This window comes from Arcobacter vandammei, assembly GCF_016106035.1.
Classification (GTDB): Bacteria; Campylobacterota; Campylobacteria; order Campylobacterales; family Arcobacteraceae; genus Aliarcobacter; species Aliarcobacter vandammei.
Genome location: NZ_JADKPZ010000008.1, coordinates 37,288 through 52,571 on the forward strand (window position 1 = coordinate 37,288; position 15,284 = coordinate 52,571).

Genomic DNA, 15,284 nt, shown 5'->3' on the forward strand with positions numbered 1-15,284 from the left:
TGGTGAATATATGTACAATAACACCAAAAAACAGAAAGAAAAATATATAGAAAATGCAATAATTCCAGAAATCAGAAATGAAGAATTATTTCTCATCTTTACCCATCTGTAACTAATGCAACTTTAAAGAAACCAGCTTCTTTAACTGATTTTAAAACAAAAACAATATCATCATATTTTAAATCTTTATCAGCTCTTATATAAATTGGAGTACTTTGATCTTTGCCTTTTGAAAATAGTAAAAAATTATCCGCAAAATTTGATATTTCAACCTTATTTTTATTTAGTGTTACAACTCTATCTTTTGTAATAATAATATCTATTTTCGCAACATCTTGTGCTTGTTGAGATTTGCTTCCTGTTGGAAGATTTAAAGTTTCTTCAAACTCAATTACAGGTGCTGTAACCATTAAAATTGCTAGAAGAACTAGCATAATATCAACTAAAGGAGTAATATTTAAATCTGGTTTTTGATTAATATCATACACTTGATTACCCTTTAGCTGCTATTATAATTTCAGATTGTGCTTTTAAGAAAATATTTAATTCATAAATTTTTCTTGATAAAATTTGATGGAATGTATAAGCGAATATTGCCACTAAAATACCTGCTGCTGTTGCAACTAATGCTTCACTAATTGCTGGTGCTATAATAGAAAATGCAACTTTTGATTGATTTGCAAATTTTGCAAATGATTCAAGAATTCCTACAACCGTTCCAAATAAACCAATAAATGGTGAAGTTGAAGATATAATTGCCAACCATGAAATACCAACACTTGCATCTTTAATTATATTAATTTCACAAGCATGAAGTAACTCTTTTGAAGTTGAATTATTTGAACACTTATTTAGTGCAGATAGTGGTGAGAATATTGTATCTCTTGAAGTTAAAGATTCTAAAGATTTTTTTTCATTATTAATCAGTGCATTTATTGCACTATTTCTATAAAAGAAAATCCAAAATGTAACTATTAGATAAATTGACAATAGCGCTAAAACTATATAAGTTATAGCGCTACTATTTGCCAAATAATTTAGTAATGTATTTATCATATTCTTTTTATGCGAATGAGTTGATTTTTGCTTCAACTGCTGCCATAGAGATATTAGAATCTTTTACAGAATTTACTAACTCTTTTGCAGCTTCAATGTTTTTAGCAATTTCAGAATCTTTTCCGCTTGTTAATGCAATAGCTCCATCTGCTAAAACATCAACTGATTTTTCATCTACCTTAACATGTCCCCAGTTTATAGCAACAGCTTCAGTAGTATTTTCAAGTTCAATAATAATAACACCAACAGTTAATGTTGATACTAATGATGAGTGTCCAGGAAGAACTCCGAACTCTCCCTCTTTTCCAGGAAGAGTTACAGATTTTACATCACCATTAAATATCTTTCCGTTTGGTGTAACTATTGATAATTTAATTGTATCCATATTAAGCCTTAATTGGTCTATTATTTCATTTTCTCAGCTTTAGCTAGAACCTCGTCAATTCCACCAACCATATAGAATGCCATTTCTGGAATGTTGTCATATTTACCATCTAAAATTCCTTGGAATCCTGCGATAGTATCTTTTAATTCAACATATTTACCTGGGCTTCCTGTAAATACTTCTGCAACGAAGAATGGTTGAGATAAGAATCTTTCGATTTTTCTAGCTCTTGCTACAACAAGTTTATCAGCTTCTGATAACTCATCCATACCAAGAATTGCAATAATATCTTGTAAATCTTTGTATTTTTGTAATACAGATTGAACACCTCTTGCAGTATTATAGTGTTCTAATCCAATAATATCAGCACTTAAAATTCTTGAAGTAGAATCTAGTGGATCAACTGCTGGGTAGATACCTTTTTCTGCAATTTTTCTGTTTAGAACTGTAGTTGCATCTAAGTGAGCAAAAACAGAAGCTGGTGCTGGATCCGTTAAGTCATCCGCTGGTACATAAACTGCTTGAACAGAAGTAATAGAACCTTTAGAAGTTGATGTAATTCTCTCTTGTAATTTTCCCATCTCACTTGCAAGTGTTGGTTGGTATCCAACCGCTGATGGAATTCTTCCAAGAAGTGCAGACATCTCAGAACCTGATTGTGCAAATCTAAAGATATTATCAATAAACATAAGTACATCAAGACCTTTTTCATCTCTGAAGTACTCAGCCATTGTAAGACCTGTTAATGCAATTCTATTTCTTGCACCTGGTGGTTCACTCATTTGTCCATAGCACAGAGCAACTTTATCAAGAACATTTGAGTCTTTCATCTCATGGTAAAGGTCATTTCCTTCTCTTGTTCTCTCACCAACTCCTGCAAATACAGAGTATCCAGAGTGTTTAAATGCAACATTATGGATTAATTCCATAATAATAACTGTTTTTCCAACTCCTGCACCACCAAATAAACCAACTTTTCCACCTTTTGAATAAGGAGCAAGTAAATCTACAACTTTGATACCTGTTTCAAACATCTCTGTTTTTGTTGATTGCTCTTCAAATGTTGGAGCAGATCTATGAATTGACCATCTTTCTACATCAGCTGGAATTGCTGAACCTTCATCAACTGGATCACCAATTACATTGAAAATTCTTCCAAGAACAGCTTCTCCAACTGGAACTTTAATTGGTCCACCTGTAGCAACACACTCTTGTCCTCTTACAAGTCCATCTGTCATATCCATAGCAATTGTTCTAACTCTTCCATCACCGATGTGAGCAGCAACTTCTAATACTAATCTATCTTTAGTTTTATCAGCTAAAGTAACATCTATAGCTTCATTAATTTCTGGTAAGTATCCGTCAAATTCAACATCAACTACTGGACCCATTACCTGAATAACTTTACCTTTCATATAGGTCTTCTCCTTATTAAATTATTTTAATGCTTCAACACCACTGATAATCTCTATCAGCTCTGTTGTAATTGCAGCTTGTCTAGCTTTGTTGTATTCAACTGTTAAACTATTAACTTTCTCTTTTGCATTTTTTGTAGCAGCTTCCATAGCCTGCATTCTAGCACTGTGTTCAGCAGCTAGTGAGTCTATTAGTGCATAATACATATTGAAATCAATATATTTATCAGTTAATTCTCTTAAAACTTCGTCATCATCATCTGGCTCAATATTTAACATAGAAGAAGATTCACTAATCTCAACTTTTTCCAAAGAAACTGGTAAAAGTTCTCTTACTCTAATCTCTTGTGTTAACATATTTAAAAAACCATTATAAACAACAATAACTTTGTCTGTAAGCTCATTTTTGAAATCTTCAACTGCACTATGAATAAAACTAGAAGCTCTTTCATAATCTGGTGCTGAACTTAAATCACTTACTTTTTGTTCCAAATTTTTACCTTGGAAAGTAAAGAAATCAACACCTTTTCTTCCAGCAGCTCTTAATCTTACTTTAGTACCTTTTGCTTCATATTCAGCAATAAGTTTACTAACTGTTTTAATTGTTGACATATTAAAACCACCGCAAAGTCCTTTATCAGCAGTAACAAAAACAATATCAACTGTTTTTGGAGTGTCATTTTGTACAAATGCTCTACCAATATTTCCTTCGTCTTGAACTTTGCTAACTCTAGCAGCAATATCAGAAAGAACTTCATTTATCTTAATTGCATAACTTCTTGCTTGTTCAGACAATTGTCTTGTACGAGTAAGTTTTGCAGAAGATACAAGCTTCATAGCTTTTGTAGTTTTCTCTGTATTCTTAACACTACCTATTTTTAATTTTATCTCTTTTAAGTTAGCCATTTGCTAATCCTTATTTTGCATTAAATACAGTTTTAAACTCTTCTAATGCAGCTTTTAGTGAAGCTTCTGTATTGTCATCAATTTTTTGACTTGATTTAATTGCATCTAAAATATTTGAATATTTTTGCTCAATAAATGCATGTAATTCATTTTCAAATCTTACAACATCTTTAACTGCAATATCATTTAAGTACCCTTTAGTACCAGCATAAATAATTACAACTTGTTTTTCAATAACTAGAGGTTTATTAACACCTTGTTTTAAAACTTCAACCATTCTTTGCCCAAGCTCTAACTCTCTTCTTGTTGCCTCATCAAGATCTGAAGCAAATTGTGCAAATGCCTCAAGCTCTCTATATTGAGCAAGTGAAAGTTTTAATGTTCCAGCAACTTGTTTTGTAGCTTTAATTTGTGCAGCTCCACCAACTCTTGAAACTGATAAACCAACATTAATTGCAGGTCTAATACCTGAGTTAAATAGGTTTGTTTCTAAGAATATTTGTCCATCTGTAATAGAAATTACGTTTGTTGGAATATATGCAGCAACATCTCCTGCTTGAGTTTCGATAATTGGTAACGCAGTCATAGAACCAGCACCTTTTTCATCACTCATTTTAGCAGCTCTCTCAAGTAATCTTGAGTGTAGGTAGAATACATCCCCTGGGTATGCTTCTCTTCCTGGAGGTCTTCTTAAAATTAATGACATCTCTCTATATGCAACAGCATGTTTAGATAAATCATCATAAATAATCAGTGCATGTTTTCCATTATCTCTAAAGTACTCACCCATAGTAACACCTGTATATGGTGCAAGGAATTGTAAAGTCGAAGAATCAGCAGCACTTGCATTTACAACAATTGTATAATCCATAGCTCCAGCTTCTTGAAGTGTTCTTACAACTGAAGCAACAGAAGATGATTTTTGTCCAATTGCAACATAAATACAAATAACATTTTCACCTTTTTGGTTAAGAATTGTATCAATAGCAACAGTTGTTTTACCAGTTTGTCTATCACCAATAATAAGCTCTCTTTGCCCTCTTCCAATTGGAACTAATGCATCAATAGCTTTAATACCAGTTTGTAATGGCTCATGAACAGATTTTCTTGACATAATTCCAGGAGCTTTCTCTTCAACATATCTTGTTTCAGTTGAATTAATTGCACCTTTACCATCAATTGGTTCACCAAGAGCATTAACAACTCTTCCAACTAAAGCTTCACCAACTGGAACTTCAAGAAGTTTACCTAATCTTTTACAAGAAGTACCTTCTCTAAGACCATCACCTTTTCCAAGAACAACGATACCAACAGAAGACTCTTCTAAGTTAGAAGCTAAACCTTTTTCACCATTTTCAAACTCTACAAGTTCACCAGCCATAACATTTTTAAGACCATAAACTTGAGCAATACCATCAGCATAAGATACAATCTTACCTGTCTCGTTTACATCTACATTTAATTCAAAGTTATCAATTCTTTCTTTTATAATTGAACTGATTTCATCTGCTTGAATTTTTGCACCCATTCAATATTCTCCTTTATAAGTTCTAAACTGCTTTTAAAATATGATCGATTAACTGAGATTTTAATCTATCTTTAGAAAAAGATATTTCAACACCTAGTCCATCTATATCTACTTTAATACCATCATAATCGCCAACATTTTGTGATAATGACAATTTAACATCAAATTTTTTACTAAATTGTTGCTCAATTGAAGATACAAAATCTGAAGACAATGCTTCATTTGTATATACAACTCCAACATAATTATTATTCATTTTTGCAATTTCATTTGTTAAATCTTTTGCAACAAATGGTAATAATTCAAATCTTCTTTTTTCACCAAGAAGATTAATAAAGTTTTTTAATGTATTATCAACATTACTTGCTAATGAAAGAATTAATTCAACTTTTTTACTATTATTTACTTCAGCAGATGTAATAATAGAGTTAAATTTTTCACTAGAAAATGCTGAAGCTATTTGGTTTAAATTACTGCTAATAAGAGTAATCTCATCTTTACTTCTACCAGCAATTAAAGCTTTTACATATCGTTTTGCTACTAAATCTTTCATTATGCTACCTTTTTAAGAATAATATTTACTAACTCATTTTGAGAAAGTTTAATATTTTCAGAACTTAATAGCGTATTAAGAACTTCACCAACAACTTGTTTTTTAGCTTTTGAAACTTCAACTTTATTTGACTCTTCTAAGTTTTTGTTTAAGTTTGCAATATCAGCATCTATTGCAGCTGAAACTTTTTGTTTAATAGAATCAACATCTGCTTTCGCACCATCAATAATTTCAGAAGCTAGTTTTTTAGCATCTACAAGCTTTTTTTGTGCATCAGCAACTTTGTCTTGAGAAGCTTTTAAAGTATCTTGAACTTTATCAAGCTCAGCTTGAATTCCTAAAGTTCTACTAGCAAAAAATGCTTTAATTTTATCAGCAAGTAAATACCATAAAATCGCAGCAAATATTATAAAGTTAACGGTTCTTTGAACTATATCATAGTTTGTATCCGCACCTTCGCTTGCAAACATCGCAACAGGGGCTATCGCCAACCCTAGTAATAAAACTCTTTTCATATTCACCATTTCCCCTTAAATTGAGCTAAGCTTATTTTTTAAGCTCTCATTAAATTGAGGCATTGATGATAATAAAGAGTCTCTAAGAGCTTTAGTCTCTTCTTGTAAGTTTTTAGCAAATTCAGCAGATTTTGCTTCTAAATTTAATTTAGCACTTGCAAGTTTAACATCAGCACTATCTTTCGCTTCTTTGTAGGCTTGTTCTCTAATAACAGCAGCCTCTTTTTTAGCTTTAGCAATAATATCATTTGCTTCAGCTAAAAGCCCATCAACATCAGAACTATTTGATTTCGCATCTTCCATATCTTTTTTGATAGATGCTGATCTTTCATCCATATGCTTCAATATAGGCTTGAATAGACAACTGTTTAGTCTAGCAACAACTAAAAGAAAGATGATACCAGAGCTAAGCAATAGTACAGGACTTATGTCTAACATTCATTCCTCCATATTTTTACAGTTTAGTTTAACTAAAACACTAATATTTTAGCAAAATTAACTATAAATTTTTATTAAATAGGAATATTTAACTCTTATTTTTTGATTTTTTTATTTTATTGTAGATTAAAGTAGCTAGATATTTTTTCAATATCTTCTTGAGAATTAAACTCGATTTTAAAATAGTTTTTTTCTAATTTTACTTTCAATTTATCATCTTTTAGTTTTGAAACTAAATTATTTAAAGAGTTGAAATCATATTTTGTAAAATTTTTTATCTTTTTATCTTTTACTTGGTCTTTATCTTTTAAATCTTTGATTAATTTTTCAGTCTCTCTAACTGATAATTTTTGACCAATAATTGTATCACAAACCATTTTTTGCTCATCATTTGTAAGTCCTAACATAACTTTTGCATGACCTGCACTAATTTTTTCACTAGCTATTGATTGTTGAACATAAGGAGATAGTTGTAAAAGTCTTAGAGTATTTGTAATAGATGTTCTACTTTTGAAGACTTTTTTTGACAATTCTTCATGTGTAATATTATGTTCGTTTAAAAGTTGGGCATAACAAAATGCCAATTCAATAACATTTAAATCATCTCTTTGAATATTTTCTATAAGAGCCAACTCTCTTAATTTTAACTCATCTTCATTTACAACAATTGCCTTTATTTGCTCTAAATTTGCTAATTTATGAGCTCTTAACCTTCTTTCTCCTGCAATTAGTGTAAATGTTGCATCATCATTTTCAATTACTACTATTGGTTGTAAAAGTCCATGTTCTTTTATAGATTCACTTAACTCTTGAAGTTTTTCTTCATCAAATATTTTTCTAGGTTGATTTGGGTTTGCTTTTATTAAAGAGACATCAATTTTTCTAATTCCTTGATTAATCCCTGAAGTTGAATTTTCATAAGCAGTTTCAACCTCACCTAAAAGTTCTCCTAATCCTCTTCCTAGTGCCATATTTTTTCCTAATATTTAAGTTATCCAGCAATTGCTCTTGCTAGATTTGTATAAGCTTTTGTTCCAACAGAGTTTGTATCATAAAGCATAATTGGTTTACCAAAACTAGGACTCTCTGCTAGTTTTATATTTCTTGGAATTACAACATAAGATTCATCATCAACCTTAAATAACTTATTTTCAAAATGTTGAGCTAAATCTGCAAAAACTTGTTTTGATAAGTTATTTTGAGAACTATACATAGTTGGTAAAAATCCTCTTATTTGAAGATTTTGGTTTATTGTTTGTTTTACTAACTTTATAGTATTTAAAAGTTGTGCTAAACCTTCAAGTGCAAAAAATTCACATTGAATTGGAATTAAAACTGAAGTTGATGCACTTAAAGTATTTATTGTAATTGGTCCTAATGCTGGAGGTGAATCTATAATTACATAATCATAATCAGCTTTTACTGTATCAATTTTTCTTTTTAATACTAGTTCTCTCTCTTTTGTATTTTTATAGAACTCTTTTTCTATTCCTACAAGACCGATATTTGAAGGTGCAACTTTTAGATTTTCAATTTCAGAATCTAATATAATTTCACTTAACTCTTTTGTTCCAAGCATCACATGATAAATATTGTACTCATAAGTATCTCTATGAAAACCTAAAGAAGTTGTTGCATTTGCTTGTGGGTCGGCATCTATTAAAAGTACTTTTTTGCCTTCAAGTGCAAGAGCAGCACTAAGATTTACGGCTGTTGTAGTCTTACCTACTCCACCTTTTTGATTTGCGATTGAAATAATTTCTGTCATCTTAAACTAAATACCTTTTTATTTTCTATATGTATTGAACCATCATCATTTAATATTGCATTTTTTAATGATATTTTTTGATTATCCACAGTTGTTTTGTATTTCTTACTATTTTGGAATTCTATCTTAAATAGACTAAAAATCTGCTTCCATGAAATAGTTTTTTCTATCTCTTTAAAATAATCATCAAGTATAATATTTTGTTCTATTTTTATATCTAAAGCACCGTATTCATCGGATATTTCTTGTAAATTCAGCCCTATTCCACAATATAATAAATCTTTACTTAAAGTAGTGATTGTACCGCCTATTTTTCTATCTTCTATATAAAAATCATTTGGCCATTTTATCCAAACTTTTGAACCTTGTTTTTTTAAAATTAATTTTAAAATATATGTAAAATAGATACTAGCACTTTGAAGTGGCAAATCTTTTGGAAGTAAATTTTTATCTAAAACAAAAGAGAAAAAAAGATTGCCTTTTTTCCCTGTCCAAGAGTTTCCACGGCTACCAATTCCAGCAGATTGAAAATCTGTAACAATACACAAAGGATTTTTGTAACCATTTTCTACAATATAGTTTTTCAGGTAAGTTTGAGTTGAATCAACTTCATTTAATCTTATAATTTTCATTTTTACCTATTTTATTTAATTTATTATTTAAAACACTACATAAATTTTATTCTTTGTATCATTCAAAAACCATATATCGAGAATTAGTTAAATTATTTTTAAAACTTAAAACATGCTTTTTTTATATTTATTTATACCAATGATAGTAATTTGCTTTTTATCTATATCAATTTTATATGGAATTACATAACCTTTAAATATTAAATCTCTTATATTTTCATCATCAAAATAGATAGACTTTCTACACTTTAAAGGCATATTTGGTAAATTATTTATTTGTTCATCTAAGCTATCCAAAAAATCAAAAGCCCTAAAAATACTATCTTTTGCTATATATTCTACAATACTTTGAATTTTTATTAGGTATTTTGTATCTCTAATTATTTGCATATTTTTGCTTTAAATCTTCTCTAAAACTGTTCATTCTATTTTGATACTCATCTTGTGTTAGAAGTTCTGTTTTACCGTTTTCAATATCTTCTAAACACTCTTTAAAATAGAGTTTTCTTTCTTCAAAACTATTATCTTTTACTTCAACATTTTTTATCATTCCATTTTTTAGATTTTTAATAATAGTCATAAAAGTTTCAAAATTATTATCATCTATTTCTAGCTGTATAGTTTTCATAAAAATCCTTTTTAAAATTGAACTTTGATTATATCATATTTATTTTTTATTAAAATATTTTACAGCTAAAGCTTAGATTATATTAATTATAATCTAAGCTTCATTTATTAAGGAGTTTTTGTGCTAGATCCAGTTTTACCAATAGCAATTTATCTACTTTTAGGATATTTATTCAAAATTATATTTCAAGATAACTCAAAACAGTTAGTTGATTTTATAATATATTTTTCACTTCCAGCAATAGTATTTTCAAAAATATATCCTTTAACTTTAGATTCAAGAGTTGTTGGGCTAATTTTTATGTTTATAGGAATTATCTTATTTAATCTTTTTTTATCATATTTAATTGGTAAATTATTGAGATTAAATAGGCTCTATTTAGCAACTTTTATGATTATGGCAACTTTTGGAAATACATCTTTTATAGGATTTTCATATATAGATGCTTTTTATGGACAAGATTTTATAGTTTATGGTCTGATTTATGATATTTTTGGCTCATTTTTACTTTTAGTTTCTGTTGGAATGTTTATTATAACTTGGGGAAGTGGAAAGAAAAATAGTTTAGCTTCTATTTCAAAATCCATATTTTTATTTCCACCTATGATTATGTTTTTTCTTACAATTTTTCTAAAAAATTTTGAAATACCAAAGTTTTTAATCTATACAAGCCAAAATCTAGGTTCAACTCTTGTTCCTATTGCTATGATTGCGATTGGAATGAAATTGGAGTTAAAACATATTTTTGCAAGGCTACATATAGTAAGTGTCGCTGTAGTTTTAAAGATGATTGTTGTGCCTATTATTGTACTTTTTACTTTCAAATATTTTTATGGAATAGATCAAACTTGGGTAAAAGTAACAATTATTGAAGTTGCTATGCCACCTATGACTATGGCTGCAGTTTTGGCAATAAAAGGTGGATTGGATGAGAAAATAGCTATAAACTCATTGGTTTTAGGAGTAATTGCAAGTTTGTTTACAATTACATTATTCGTTCAATATTTAGCTTAAGAATAAATCTTAAGCTAAAATATCTATTTTTCTAGTAACAAATCAGCCTTTGTTTTTAGCTTTTTTTTGTGTAGAAGTTCTGTTTCTCTTTGTGTAAAATCTCTCTCTTTTGAAGTTTTTGGCTCTTTCTTATCTTCTTTTTTAATATTTGTTTTTTTCCCTTCTTCATCTTTTTTAAAGATTGTTAAAATTAAATAAATAGAGAATAAAATATTAAAAAGAATGATAAACCACTTTGCAAAAAGTACATATTTTAGATAATCAATATTTTGTGTAAGTTTTAAATATTCAACAACATCACCATAAATAAGCCCAGAAAAAAGAGCAACCAAAAGAAGAAAAAAGATTAAAATTGCTCTTTTTCTAAATTTATATAAGTAGTACCAAAAAACAGCTGATTTAACTTGTTTAAACATTTTTCACCTTATACAAAAAAGTTTATTCCAAGAGCTGCAAGAGCAACAACCAGTGATTTTGTCTTTAAATCATCAACTATTTTTCTCTCTTCATCTGCAATGATGATTTCTAAATCTTCATCACTAAAATCATTTATTGTTTTTCCATTTTCAACCAATCTAGCTTTTGTTGCAATAATTGCTTTTTCCCTGATTTTTAAATTTATCATATCTTTTAATTGCTGACTTTTTATTTTTGGATAATCAAAGAGTTTAGTTGTGCTTTCACTTGCAATATTTACAAGCTCTTTTGATTTCTCCTTTAAAATATCTTTTATTCCCATTTTGTAACCTTTGAAATTTTAAAAGATTTTAGCATATAAATATTTATGAAAGATATTCCCATCTTTTATATTTTGATGCTAACTCTTGTATCTCATCAAAGCAAAAAACCTTTAAAAATACAAATCTTCCACTTTCCAAAAAAGCTTTTATTTTCATAGTAAATCCTTTTTATAATAATTTATTTTATATTAACTAAACTAATTATTTGCTTAATTTAATATATATTTATATATTTTTTATAAATATATGATATACTTTTGAATATTTTAAGGAAAAAGATGGAAAAAGAAGAATTTAAAAACCTTTTAAAAAAAGCAAAGCTTACAAAATCGTCATTTTCAAAGCTTTTAGGATTGAAATATCAAAGTGTAAATACTTGGGGGAATAATAATAGAGGTGTTCCATATTGGGTTAAATCTTGGTTACATTTGTATATTTTAAATATGGAATACGATAACTTAAAATTATTTTTAAAAAATAGTAATATTTGTGAAGAATTAAATATAAAATAAATTGTATAAAAGCCGTAACAAAGGCTTTTTTTTGTATATTATTAAAAATTATTATAGGAAAATTTATGCGTGATTTTTTACAAAAAGCTAAACAAAGTAGCCGAATTATCGCAACTTTGGGAACAGCAATAAAAAATGATATTCTAATTCAAATGGCAGATGAACTTATAAACTCTACATCTTTTATTTTAGAAAAAAATATTCTTGATATGCAAGTAGCAAAAGAGATGAATTTAAGTTCTGCTATGCAAGATAGACTTTTTTTAAATGAAAAAAGAGTTCAAGATATGGCAAATGCTATAAAACAAATTGCTTCTCAAACAGAGCCTGTGGGAAGAGTTCTTGATGGTTGGATGACAAAAGACAATCTAAATATTCAAAAAGTATCTATTCCTATTGGAGTTATTGGAATTATTTACGAAAGTCGTCCAAATGTTACAAGTGATACAGCAGCACTTTGCTTTAAAAGTGGAAATGTTTGTGTACTAAAAGGTGGAAAAGAGGCTGAAAATTCAAATCAAGCAATAGCAAAAATCTTACAAACTGTATTAGAAAAAAACAATCTTCCAAAAGAGGTAATTTCACTATTACCAGATAGTAGCCGTGAAGGTGTTGCAAAACTAATAAAAGAGGATAAGTTTGTAGATTTAATAGTTCCAAGAGGGGGAGAAGCACTTATTAGATTTATTAGTGAAAACTCTGCTATTCCTGTAATTAAACACGATAAAGGTGTTTGTCACACTTATGTTGATCAAGATGCAGCTATTGGAAAAGTTGCTAGTATTGTAATAAATGCAAAATGCCAAAGACCAAGTGCTTGTAACTCACTGGAGACTCTATTAATTCACGAAAAAATAGCTCCTCATCTTTTAAATGGACTTGATGAAGCACTGAAAGAGCAAAATACAACAATAAAAGCTTGTGGCGAAACTTTAAAATATATAAAAGCAATTCCAGCAAATGAAGAGGATTTTGATACAGAGTATTTAGATAATATTTTAAATATTAAAATTGTTAAAAATATTGATGAAGCTATAATTCATATACAAAATCACGGTTCAGGACACTCTGAAGCAATTTTAAGTGAAAATTACACTGCTATTAATAAATTTTTAAATGAAGTTGATGCAGCTTGTGTTTATGCAAATGCAAGTACAAGATTTACTGATGGTGGAGAATTTGGGCTTGGAGCGGAAGTTGGAATTTCTACAAATAAACTTCATTCAAGAGGACCTATGGGAATAAATGATTTAACAACATTTAAGTACAAAATTTATGGCTCAGGTCAAATTAGAAAATAGGAAAATATATGACAACTAGACTTTTTTTAACATTTCTTAGCTCTTTGGCTATTATGTTTTTTTGGCTTTTTCTTGGGGAAAAAGCTATTTTAAAAGATGATTCAAATAATTTCTCAAAATTACAATGTGTATCTTATGCACCATTTGGAAAAGATGAATCTCCTTTTTTGTTTGATAAAGGTTTGGTTTTAAAAGAGGAGAATATCAAAAAAGATTTAGAACTTCTTTCAAAATATACTTCTTGTATTAGAACTTACTCAACAGTTGGACTTGAAGCAATTCCTAAATATGCGAAAGAGTTTAACCTTCAAATGTTAATGGGAGTTTGGGTTAGTAAAGATGAAAAACAATCTTATGATGAAATTGAAACTCTAAAAAAACTAGCAACTCAATATCCAGAAGTTGTAAGAGCTATTATTGTTGGAAATGAAGTTCTTTTAAGAGGGGATTTAAGTGAGAAAAAACTAAGCGAATATATCCTTGAAGTAAAACAAGCTTTACCAAATATAAAAGTAACTTATGCAGATGTTTGGGAGTTTTGGCTTAAACATCCAAATATGAAAAATGTTACAGATTTTGTAACAATTCATATTTTACCTTATTGGGAAGATTTACCAATGAGCATAGAAAAATCAATAAATCATTTAGCTGATGTTAGAATAAAAGTTGAAAAAGAGCTTGAAACTTCTGATATTTTAATTGGGGAAACAGGATGGCCTAGCGAAGGAAGAGCAAGAGAAGATGCAAATCCTAGCAGAATTAATCAAGCTAAATATGTAAGAGATTTTGTAAAACTTGCAGATGAAAGAAATTGGAATTACAATATAATTGAAGCCTTTGATCAACCTTGGAAAAGAGTTAGTGAAGGTGCTGTTGGTGGATATTGGGGACTTTTTGATGCAGATAGAAATGATAAAAATGTATTTGCAGGAGATGTTTCAAACTTTCCAAATTATCTATATTTAGCACTTGTTTCTTTGGGATTGCTTTTAGCATTTTCTACAATGCTTAGAAAGAAAAAATTATCAAAAACTAGAGTGGTTATTTTTTCTATTGTAAACACTATTTTTGCAGCACTTTTAACTCTACAAATTGAGCAATATTATGTAATTTCAAGAAATTATCTTGAGATTTCTTGGGCTTTTGTTGTTATAGCTCTTTGTTTATATATGTATAATTTTGTATTAATTAAGATTTTACAAACAAATAAAGATAATATTATTCCTAGAATTCCTTTTTATCTAGCAGCTATTTTAATATTTATTATCTCAACAAATTTAGCCTACAATGGAAGATATGAAAACTTTGAGATTTACGGTTTTATCCTTTTAGCTATCTCATTTATTTATACTTTAATTGGAAGATTTAAGGAGTTACACTTTAATCTATTTGAAAAACTTTTAGGTGCAAGTTTATTAGTAAATGCTGTAATTACAGTATACAATGAGACTATTTTAAATATTTTCTCAAATATTTGGTTTATTATTACTTTAGTATTTGCTTTAATATTACTTAGTTCAAAAGAGTCTATTTTAAAAGCTAAAGAGTGGATTTTTTATGGAATAGTTTTTGCTATTTTAATATCACTCTTTAAAAGTGGATTTATTACAAACAACGAATTAGCAACAGCTTGTAACAATGATTCAAGTGGATTTATTTGTGCTTTAAGAAGTTCTATGTGGACTTATATCTATTTTGGATATTTAGGTGTTATTGCTTTGATTTTTGGAATTTTAAATCTGATTTTAAATAACAAAAAGTTCACAATATTAGCTCTATTTATAGCACTGTTTGCAACAATTTTAAATAATACTTTCTTAGGAGCAATATCATTTATCTTTGTTCTTTACTCGATTTCAAAGCTAATATACAAAAAATAAAAAGGAATTTTTT

Annotated in this window: 20 protein-coding genes; 4 read left to right on the forward strand and 16 right to left on the reverse strand. The window is 28.6% G+C overall.

Annotated features, from left to right (window positions below; all coding sequences use genetic code 11):
• Positions 1-98: 98 nt before the first annotated feature.
• From IQC44_RS05680 to IQC44_RS05745, 14 genes are all read right to left on the reverse strand, one after another.
• The gene (locus tag IQC44_RS05680; RefSeq protein WP_198305380.1) at positions 99-488 is read right to left on the reverse strand and encodes a biopolymer transporter ExbD; all 390 of its coding nucleotides are present in this window, start codon (positions 486-488) and stop codon (positions 99-101) included.
• A gap of 4 nt (positions 489-492) precedes the next feature.
• The gene (locus tag IQC44_RS05685) at positions 493-1,056 is read right to left on the reverse strand and encodes a MotA/TolQ/ExbB proton channel family protein (protein WP_198305381.1); all 564 of its coding nucleotides are present in this window, start codon (positions 1,054-1,056) and stop codon (positions 493-495) included.
• Positions 1,057-1,063: 7 nt separating this feature from the next.
• Entirely contained in the window at positions 1,064-1,441 is a 378-nt protein-coding gene (gene atpC / locus IQC44_RS05690; RefSeq protein ID WP_198305382.1) for an ATP synthase F1 subunit epsilon, read from the reverse strand.
• Positions 1,442-1,461: 20 nt separating this feature from the next.
• On the reverse strand, positions 1,462-2,856 hold the full coding sequence (gene atpD / locus IQC44_RS05695) for a F0F1 ATP synthase subunit beta (RefSeq protein WP_198305383.1): 1,395 nt from the start codon (positions 2,854-2,856) through the stop codon (positions 1,462-1,464).
• Positions 2,857-2,877: 21 nt separating this feature from the next.
• Entirely contained in the window at positions 2,878-3,762 is an 885-nt protein-coding gene (gene atpG, locus IQC44_RS05700; protein ID WP_198305384.1) for an ATP synthase F1 subunit gamma, read from the reverse strand.
• Positions 3,763-3,772: 10 nt separating this feature from the next.
• A complete protein-coding gene (atpA, locus tag IQC44_RS05705; RefSeq protein WP_198305385.1) occupies positions 3,773-5,290 on the reverse strand; it encodes a F0F1 ATP synthase subunit alpha in 1,518 nt (505 codons plus the stop codon).
• Between the two features lie 22 nt (positions 5,291-5,312).
• Positions 5,313-5,843, reverse strand: coding sequence for a F0F1 ATP synthase subunit delta (locus IQC44_RS05710; protein ID WP_198305386.1), 531 nt, complete (start codon positions 5,841-5,843; stop codon positions 5,313-5,315).
• Positions 5,843-6,358, reverse strand: coding sequence for a F0F1 ATP synthase subunit B (locus IQC44_RS05715; RefSeq protein WP_198305387.1), 516 nt, complete (start codon positions 6,356-6,358; stop codon positions 5,843-5,845). The genes IQC44_RS05710 and IQC44_RS05715 overlap by 1 nt, the downstream gene beginning before the upstream one ends.
• 15 nt (positions 6,359-6,373) lie before the next feature.
• Positions 6,374-6,796, reverse strand: coding sequence for a F0F1 ATP synthase subunit B family protein (locus tag IQC44_RS05720; protein WP_198305388.1), 423 nt, complete (start codon positions 6,794-6,796; stop codon positions 6,374-6,376).
• A 116-nt stretch (positions 6,797-6,912) separates the two neighbouring features.
• Positions 6,913-7,767: a ParB/RepB/Spo0J family partition protein gene (locus IQC44_RS05725; protein ID WP_198305389.1), complete on the reverse strand. Its 855-nt coding sequence runs from the start codon at positions 7,765-7,767 to the stop codon at positions 6,913-6,915.
• Between the two features lie 20 nt (positions 7,768-7,787).
• Positions 7,788-8,564 (reverse strand): ParA family protein, encoded by a 777-nt coding sequence (locus tag IQC44_RS05730; protein ID WP_198305390.1) that lies wholly within the window; start codon positions 8,562-8,564, stop codon positions 7,788-7,790.
• Positions 8,561-9,196: a biotin--[acetyl-CoA-carboxylase] ligase gene (locus IQC44_RS05735; protein ID WP_198305391.1), complete on the reverse strand. Its 636-nt coding sequence runs from the start codon at positions 9,194-9,196 to the stop codon at positions 8,561-8,563. The genes IQC44_RS05730 and IQC44_RS05735 overlap by 4 nt, the downstream gene beginning before the upstream one ends.
• 105 nt (positions 9,197-9,301) lie before the next feature.
• A complete protein-coding gene (locus tag IQC44_RS05740; protein ID WP_198305392.1) occupies positions 9,302-9,586 on the reverse strand; it encodes a type II toxin-antitoxin system RelE/ParE family toxin in 285 nt (94 codons plus the stop codon).
• Positions 9,573-9,824 carry a hypothetical protein gene (locus IQC44_RS05745; protein WP_198305393.1) on the reverse strand — a complete coding sequence of 84 codons (252 nt, stop codon included), beginning with the start codon at positions 9,822-9,824 and terminating at the stop codon, positions 9,573-9,575. The genes IQC44_RS05740 and IQC44_RS05745 overlap by 14 nt, the downstream gene beginning before the upstream one ends.
• Positions 9,825-9,944: 120 nt before the next feature.
• Here IQC44_RS05745 and IQC44_RS11760 point away from each other — a divergent pair, with 120 nt between their 5' ends.
• A complete protein-coding gene (locus tag IQC44_RS11760; protein WP_198305394.1) occupies positions 9,945-10,838 on the forward strand; it encodes an AEC family transporter in 894 nt (297 codons plus the stop codon).
• Positions 10,839-10,861: 23 nt separating this feature from the next.
• Here IQC44_RS11760 and IQC44_RS05755 read toward each other — a convergent pair whose 3' ends face one another.
• Positions 10,862-11,254, reverse strand: a complete 393-nt coding sequence (locus IQC44_RS05755) for a hypothetical protein (protein ID WP_198305395.1) — start codon at positions 11,252-11,254, stop codon at positions 10,862-10,864.
• Positions 11,255-11,262: 8 nt separating this feature from the next.
• Positions 11,263-11,577: a hypothetical protein gene (locus IQC44_RS05760; RefSeq protein WP_198305396.1), complete on the reverse strand. Its 315-nt coding sequence runs from the start codon at positions 11,575-11,577 to the stop codon at positions 11,263-11,265.
• 279 nt (positions 11,578-11,856) lie between these two features.
• Here IQC44_RS05760 and IQC44_RS05765 point away from each other — a divergent pair, with 279 nt between their 5' ends.
• The 3 genes from IQC44_RS05765 to IQC44_RS05775 all read left to right on the forward strand — a co-directional run bounded on the left by IQC44_RS05765 (position 11,857) and on the right by IQC44_RS05775 (position 15,271).
• On the forward strand, positions 11,857-12,090 hold the full coding sequence (locus IQC44_RS05765) for an XRE family transcriptional regulator (RefSeq protein WP_198305397.1): 234 nt from the start codon (positions 11,857-11,859) through the stop codon (positions 12,088-12,090).
• 65 nt (positions 12,091-12,155) lie between these two features.
• The gene (locus IQC44_RS05770; RefSeq protein ID WP_198305398.1) at positions 12,156-13,391 is read left to right on the forward strand and encodes a glutamate-5-semialdehyde dehydrogenase; all 1,236 of its coding nucleotides are present in this window, start codon (positions 12,156-12,158) and stop codon (positions 13,389-13,391) included.
• 8 nt (positions 13,392-13,399) lie between these two features.
• Positions 13,400-15,271: a glycoside hydrolase family 17 protein gene (locus IQC44_RS05775; protein ID WP_198305399.1), complete on the forward strand. Its 1,872-nt coding sequence runs from the start codon at positions 13,400-13,402 to the stop codon at positions 15,269-15,271.
• The last annotated feature ends 13 nt before the right edge of the window (positions 15,272-15,284 follow it).

Excerpts from the sequence above, each read along its gene's own strand:
- IQC44_RS05685 (WP_198305381.1), bottom strand. The coding sequence starts at position 1,056 with ATGATAAATACATTACTAAATTATTTGGCAAATAGTAGCGCTATAACT.
- atpC (WP_198305382.1), bottom strand. The coding sequence starts at position 1,441 with ATGGATACAATTAAATTATCAATAGTTACACCAAACGGAAAGATATTT.
- atpD (WP_198305383.1), bottom strand. The coding sequence starts at position 2,856 with ATGAAAGGTAAAGTTATTCAGGTAATGGGTCCAGTAGTTGATGTTGAA.
- atpG (WP_198305384.1), bottom strand. The coding sequence starts at position 3,762 with ATGGCTAACTTAAAAGAGATAAAATTAAAAATAGGTAGTGTTAAGAAT.
- atpA (WP_198305385.1), bottom strand. The coding sequence starts at position 5,290 with ATGGGTGCAAAAATTCAAGCAGATGAAATCAGTTCAATTATAAAAGAA.
- IQC44_RS05710 (WP_198305386.1), bottom strand. The coding sequence starts at position 5,843 with ATGAAAGATTTAGTAGCAAAACGATATGTAAAAGCTTTAATTGCTGGT.
- IQC44_RS05715 (WP_198305387.1), bottom strand. The coding sequence starts at position 6,358 with ATGAAAAGAGTTTTATTACTAGGGTTGGCGATAGCCCCTGTTGCGATG.
- IQC44_RS05720 (WP_198305388.1), bottom strand. The coding sequence starts at position 6,796 with ATGTTAGACATAAGTCCTGTACTATTGCTTAGCTCTGGTATCATCTTT.
- IQC44_RS05725 (WP_198305389.1), bottom strand. The coding sequence starts at position 7,767 with ATGGCACTAGGAAGAGGATTAGGAGAACTTTTAGGTGAGGTTGAAACT.
- IQC44_RS05730 (WP_198305390.1), bottom strand. The coding sequence starts at position 8,564 with ATGACAGAAATTATTTCAATCGCAAATCAAAAAGGTGGAGTAGGTAAG.
- IQC44_RS05735 (WP_198305391.1), bottom strand. The coding sequence starts at position 9,196 with ATGAAAATTATAAGATTAAATGAAGTTGATTCAACTCAAACTTACCTG.
- IQC44_RS05740 (WP_198305392.1), bottom strand. The coding sequence starts at position 9,586 with ATGCAAATAATTAGAGATACAAAATACCTAATAAAAATTCAAAGTATT.
- IQC44_RS05745 (WP_198305393.1), bottom strand. The coding sequence starts at position 9,824 with ATGAAAACTATACAGCTAGAAATAGATGATAATAATTTTGAAACTTTT.
- IQC44_RS05755 (WP_198305395.1), bottom strand. The coding sequence starts at position 11,254 with ATGTTTAAACAAGTTAAATCAGCTGTTTTTTGGTACTACTTATATAAA.
- IQC44_RS05760 (WP_198305396.1), bottom strand. The coding sequence starts at position 11,577 with ATGGGAATAAAAGATATTTTAAAGGAGAAATCAAAAGAGCTTGTAAAT.
- IQC44_RS05765 (WP_198305397.1), top strand. The coding sequence starts at position 11,857 with ATGGAAAAAGAAGAATTTAAAAACCTTTTAAAAAAAGCAAAGCTTACA.
- IQC44_RS05770 (WP_198305398.1), top strand. The coding sequence starts at position 12,156 with ATGCGTGATTTTTTACAAAAAGCTAAACAAAGTAGCCGAATTATCGCA.
- IQC44_RS05775 (WP_198305399.1), top strand. The coding sequence starts at position 13,400 with ATGACAACTAGACTTTTTTTAACATTTCTTAGCTCTTTGGCTATTATG.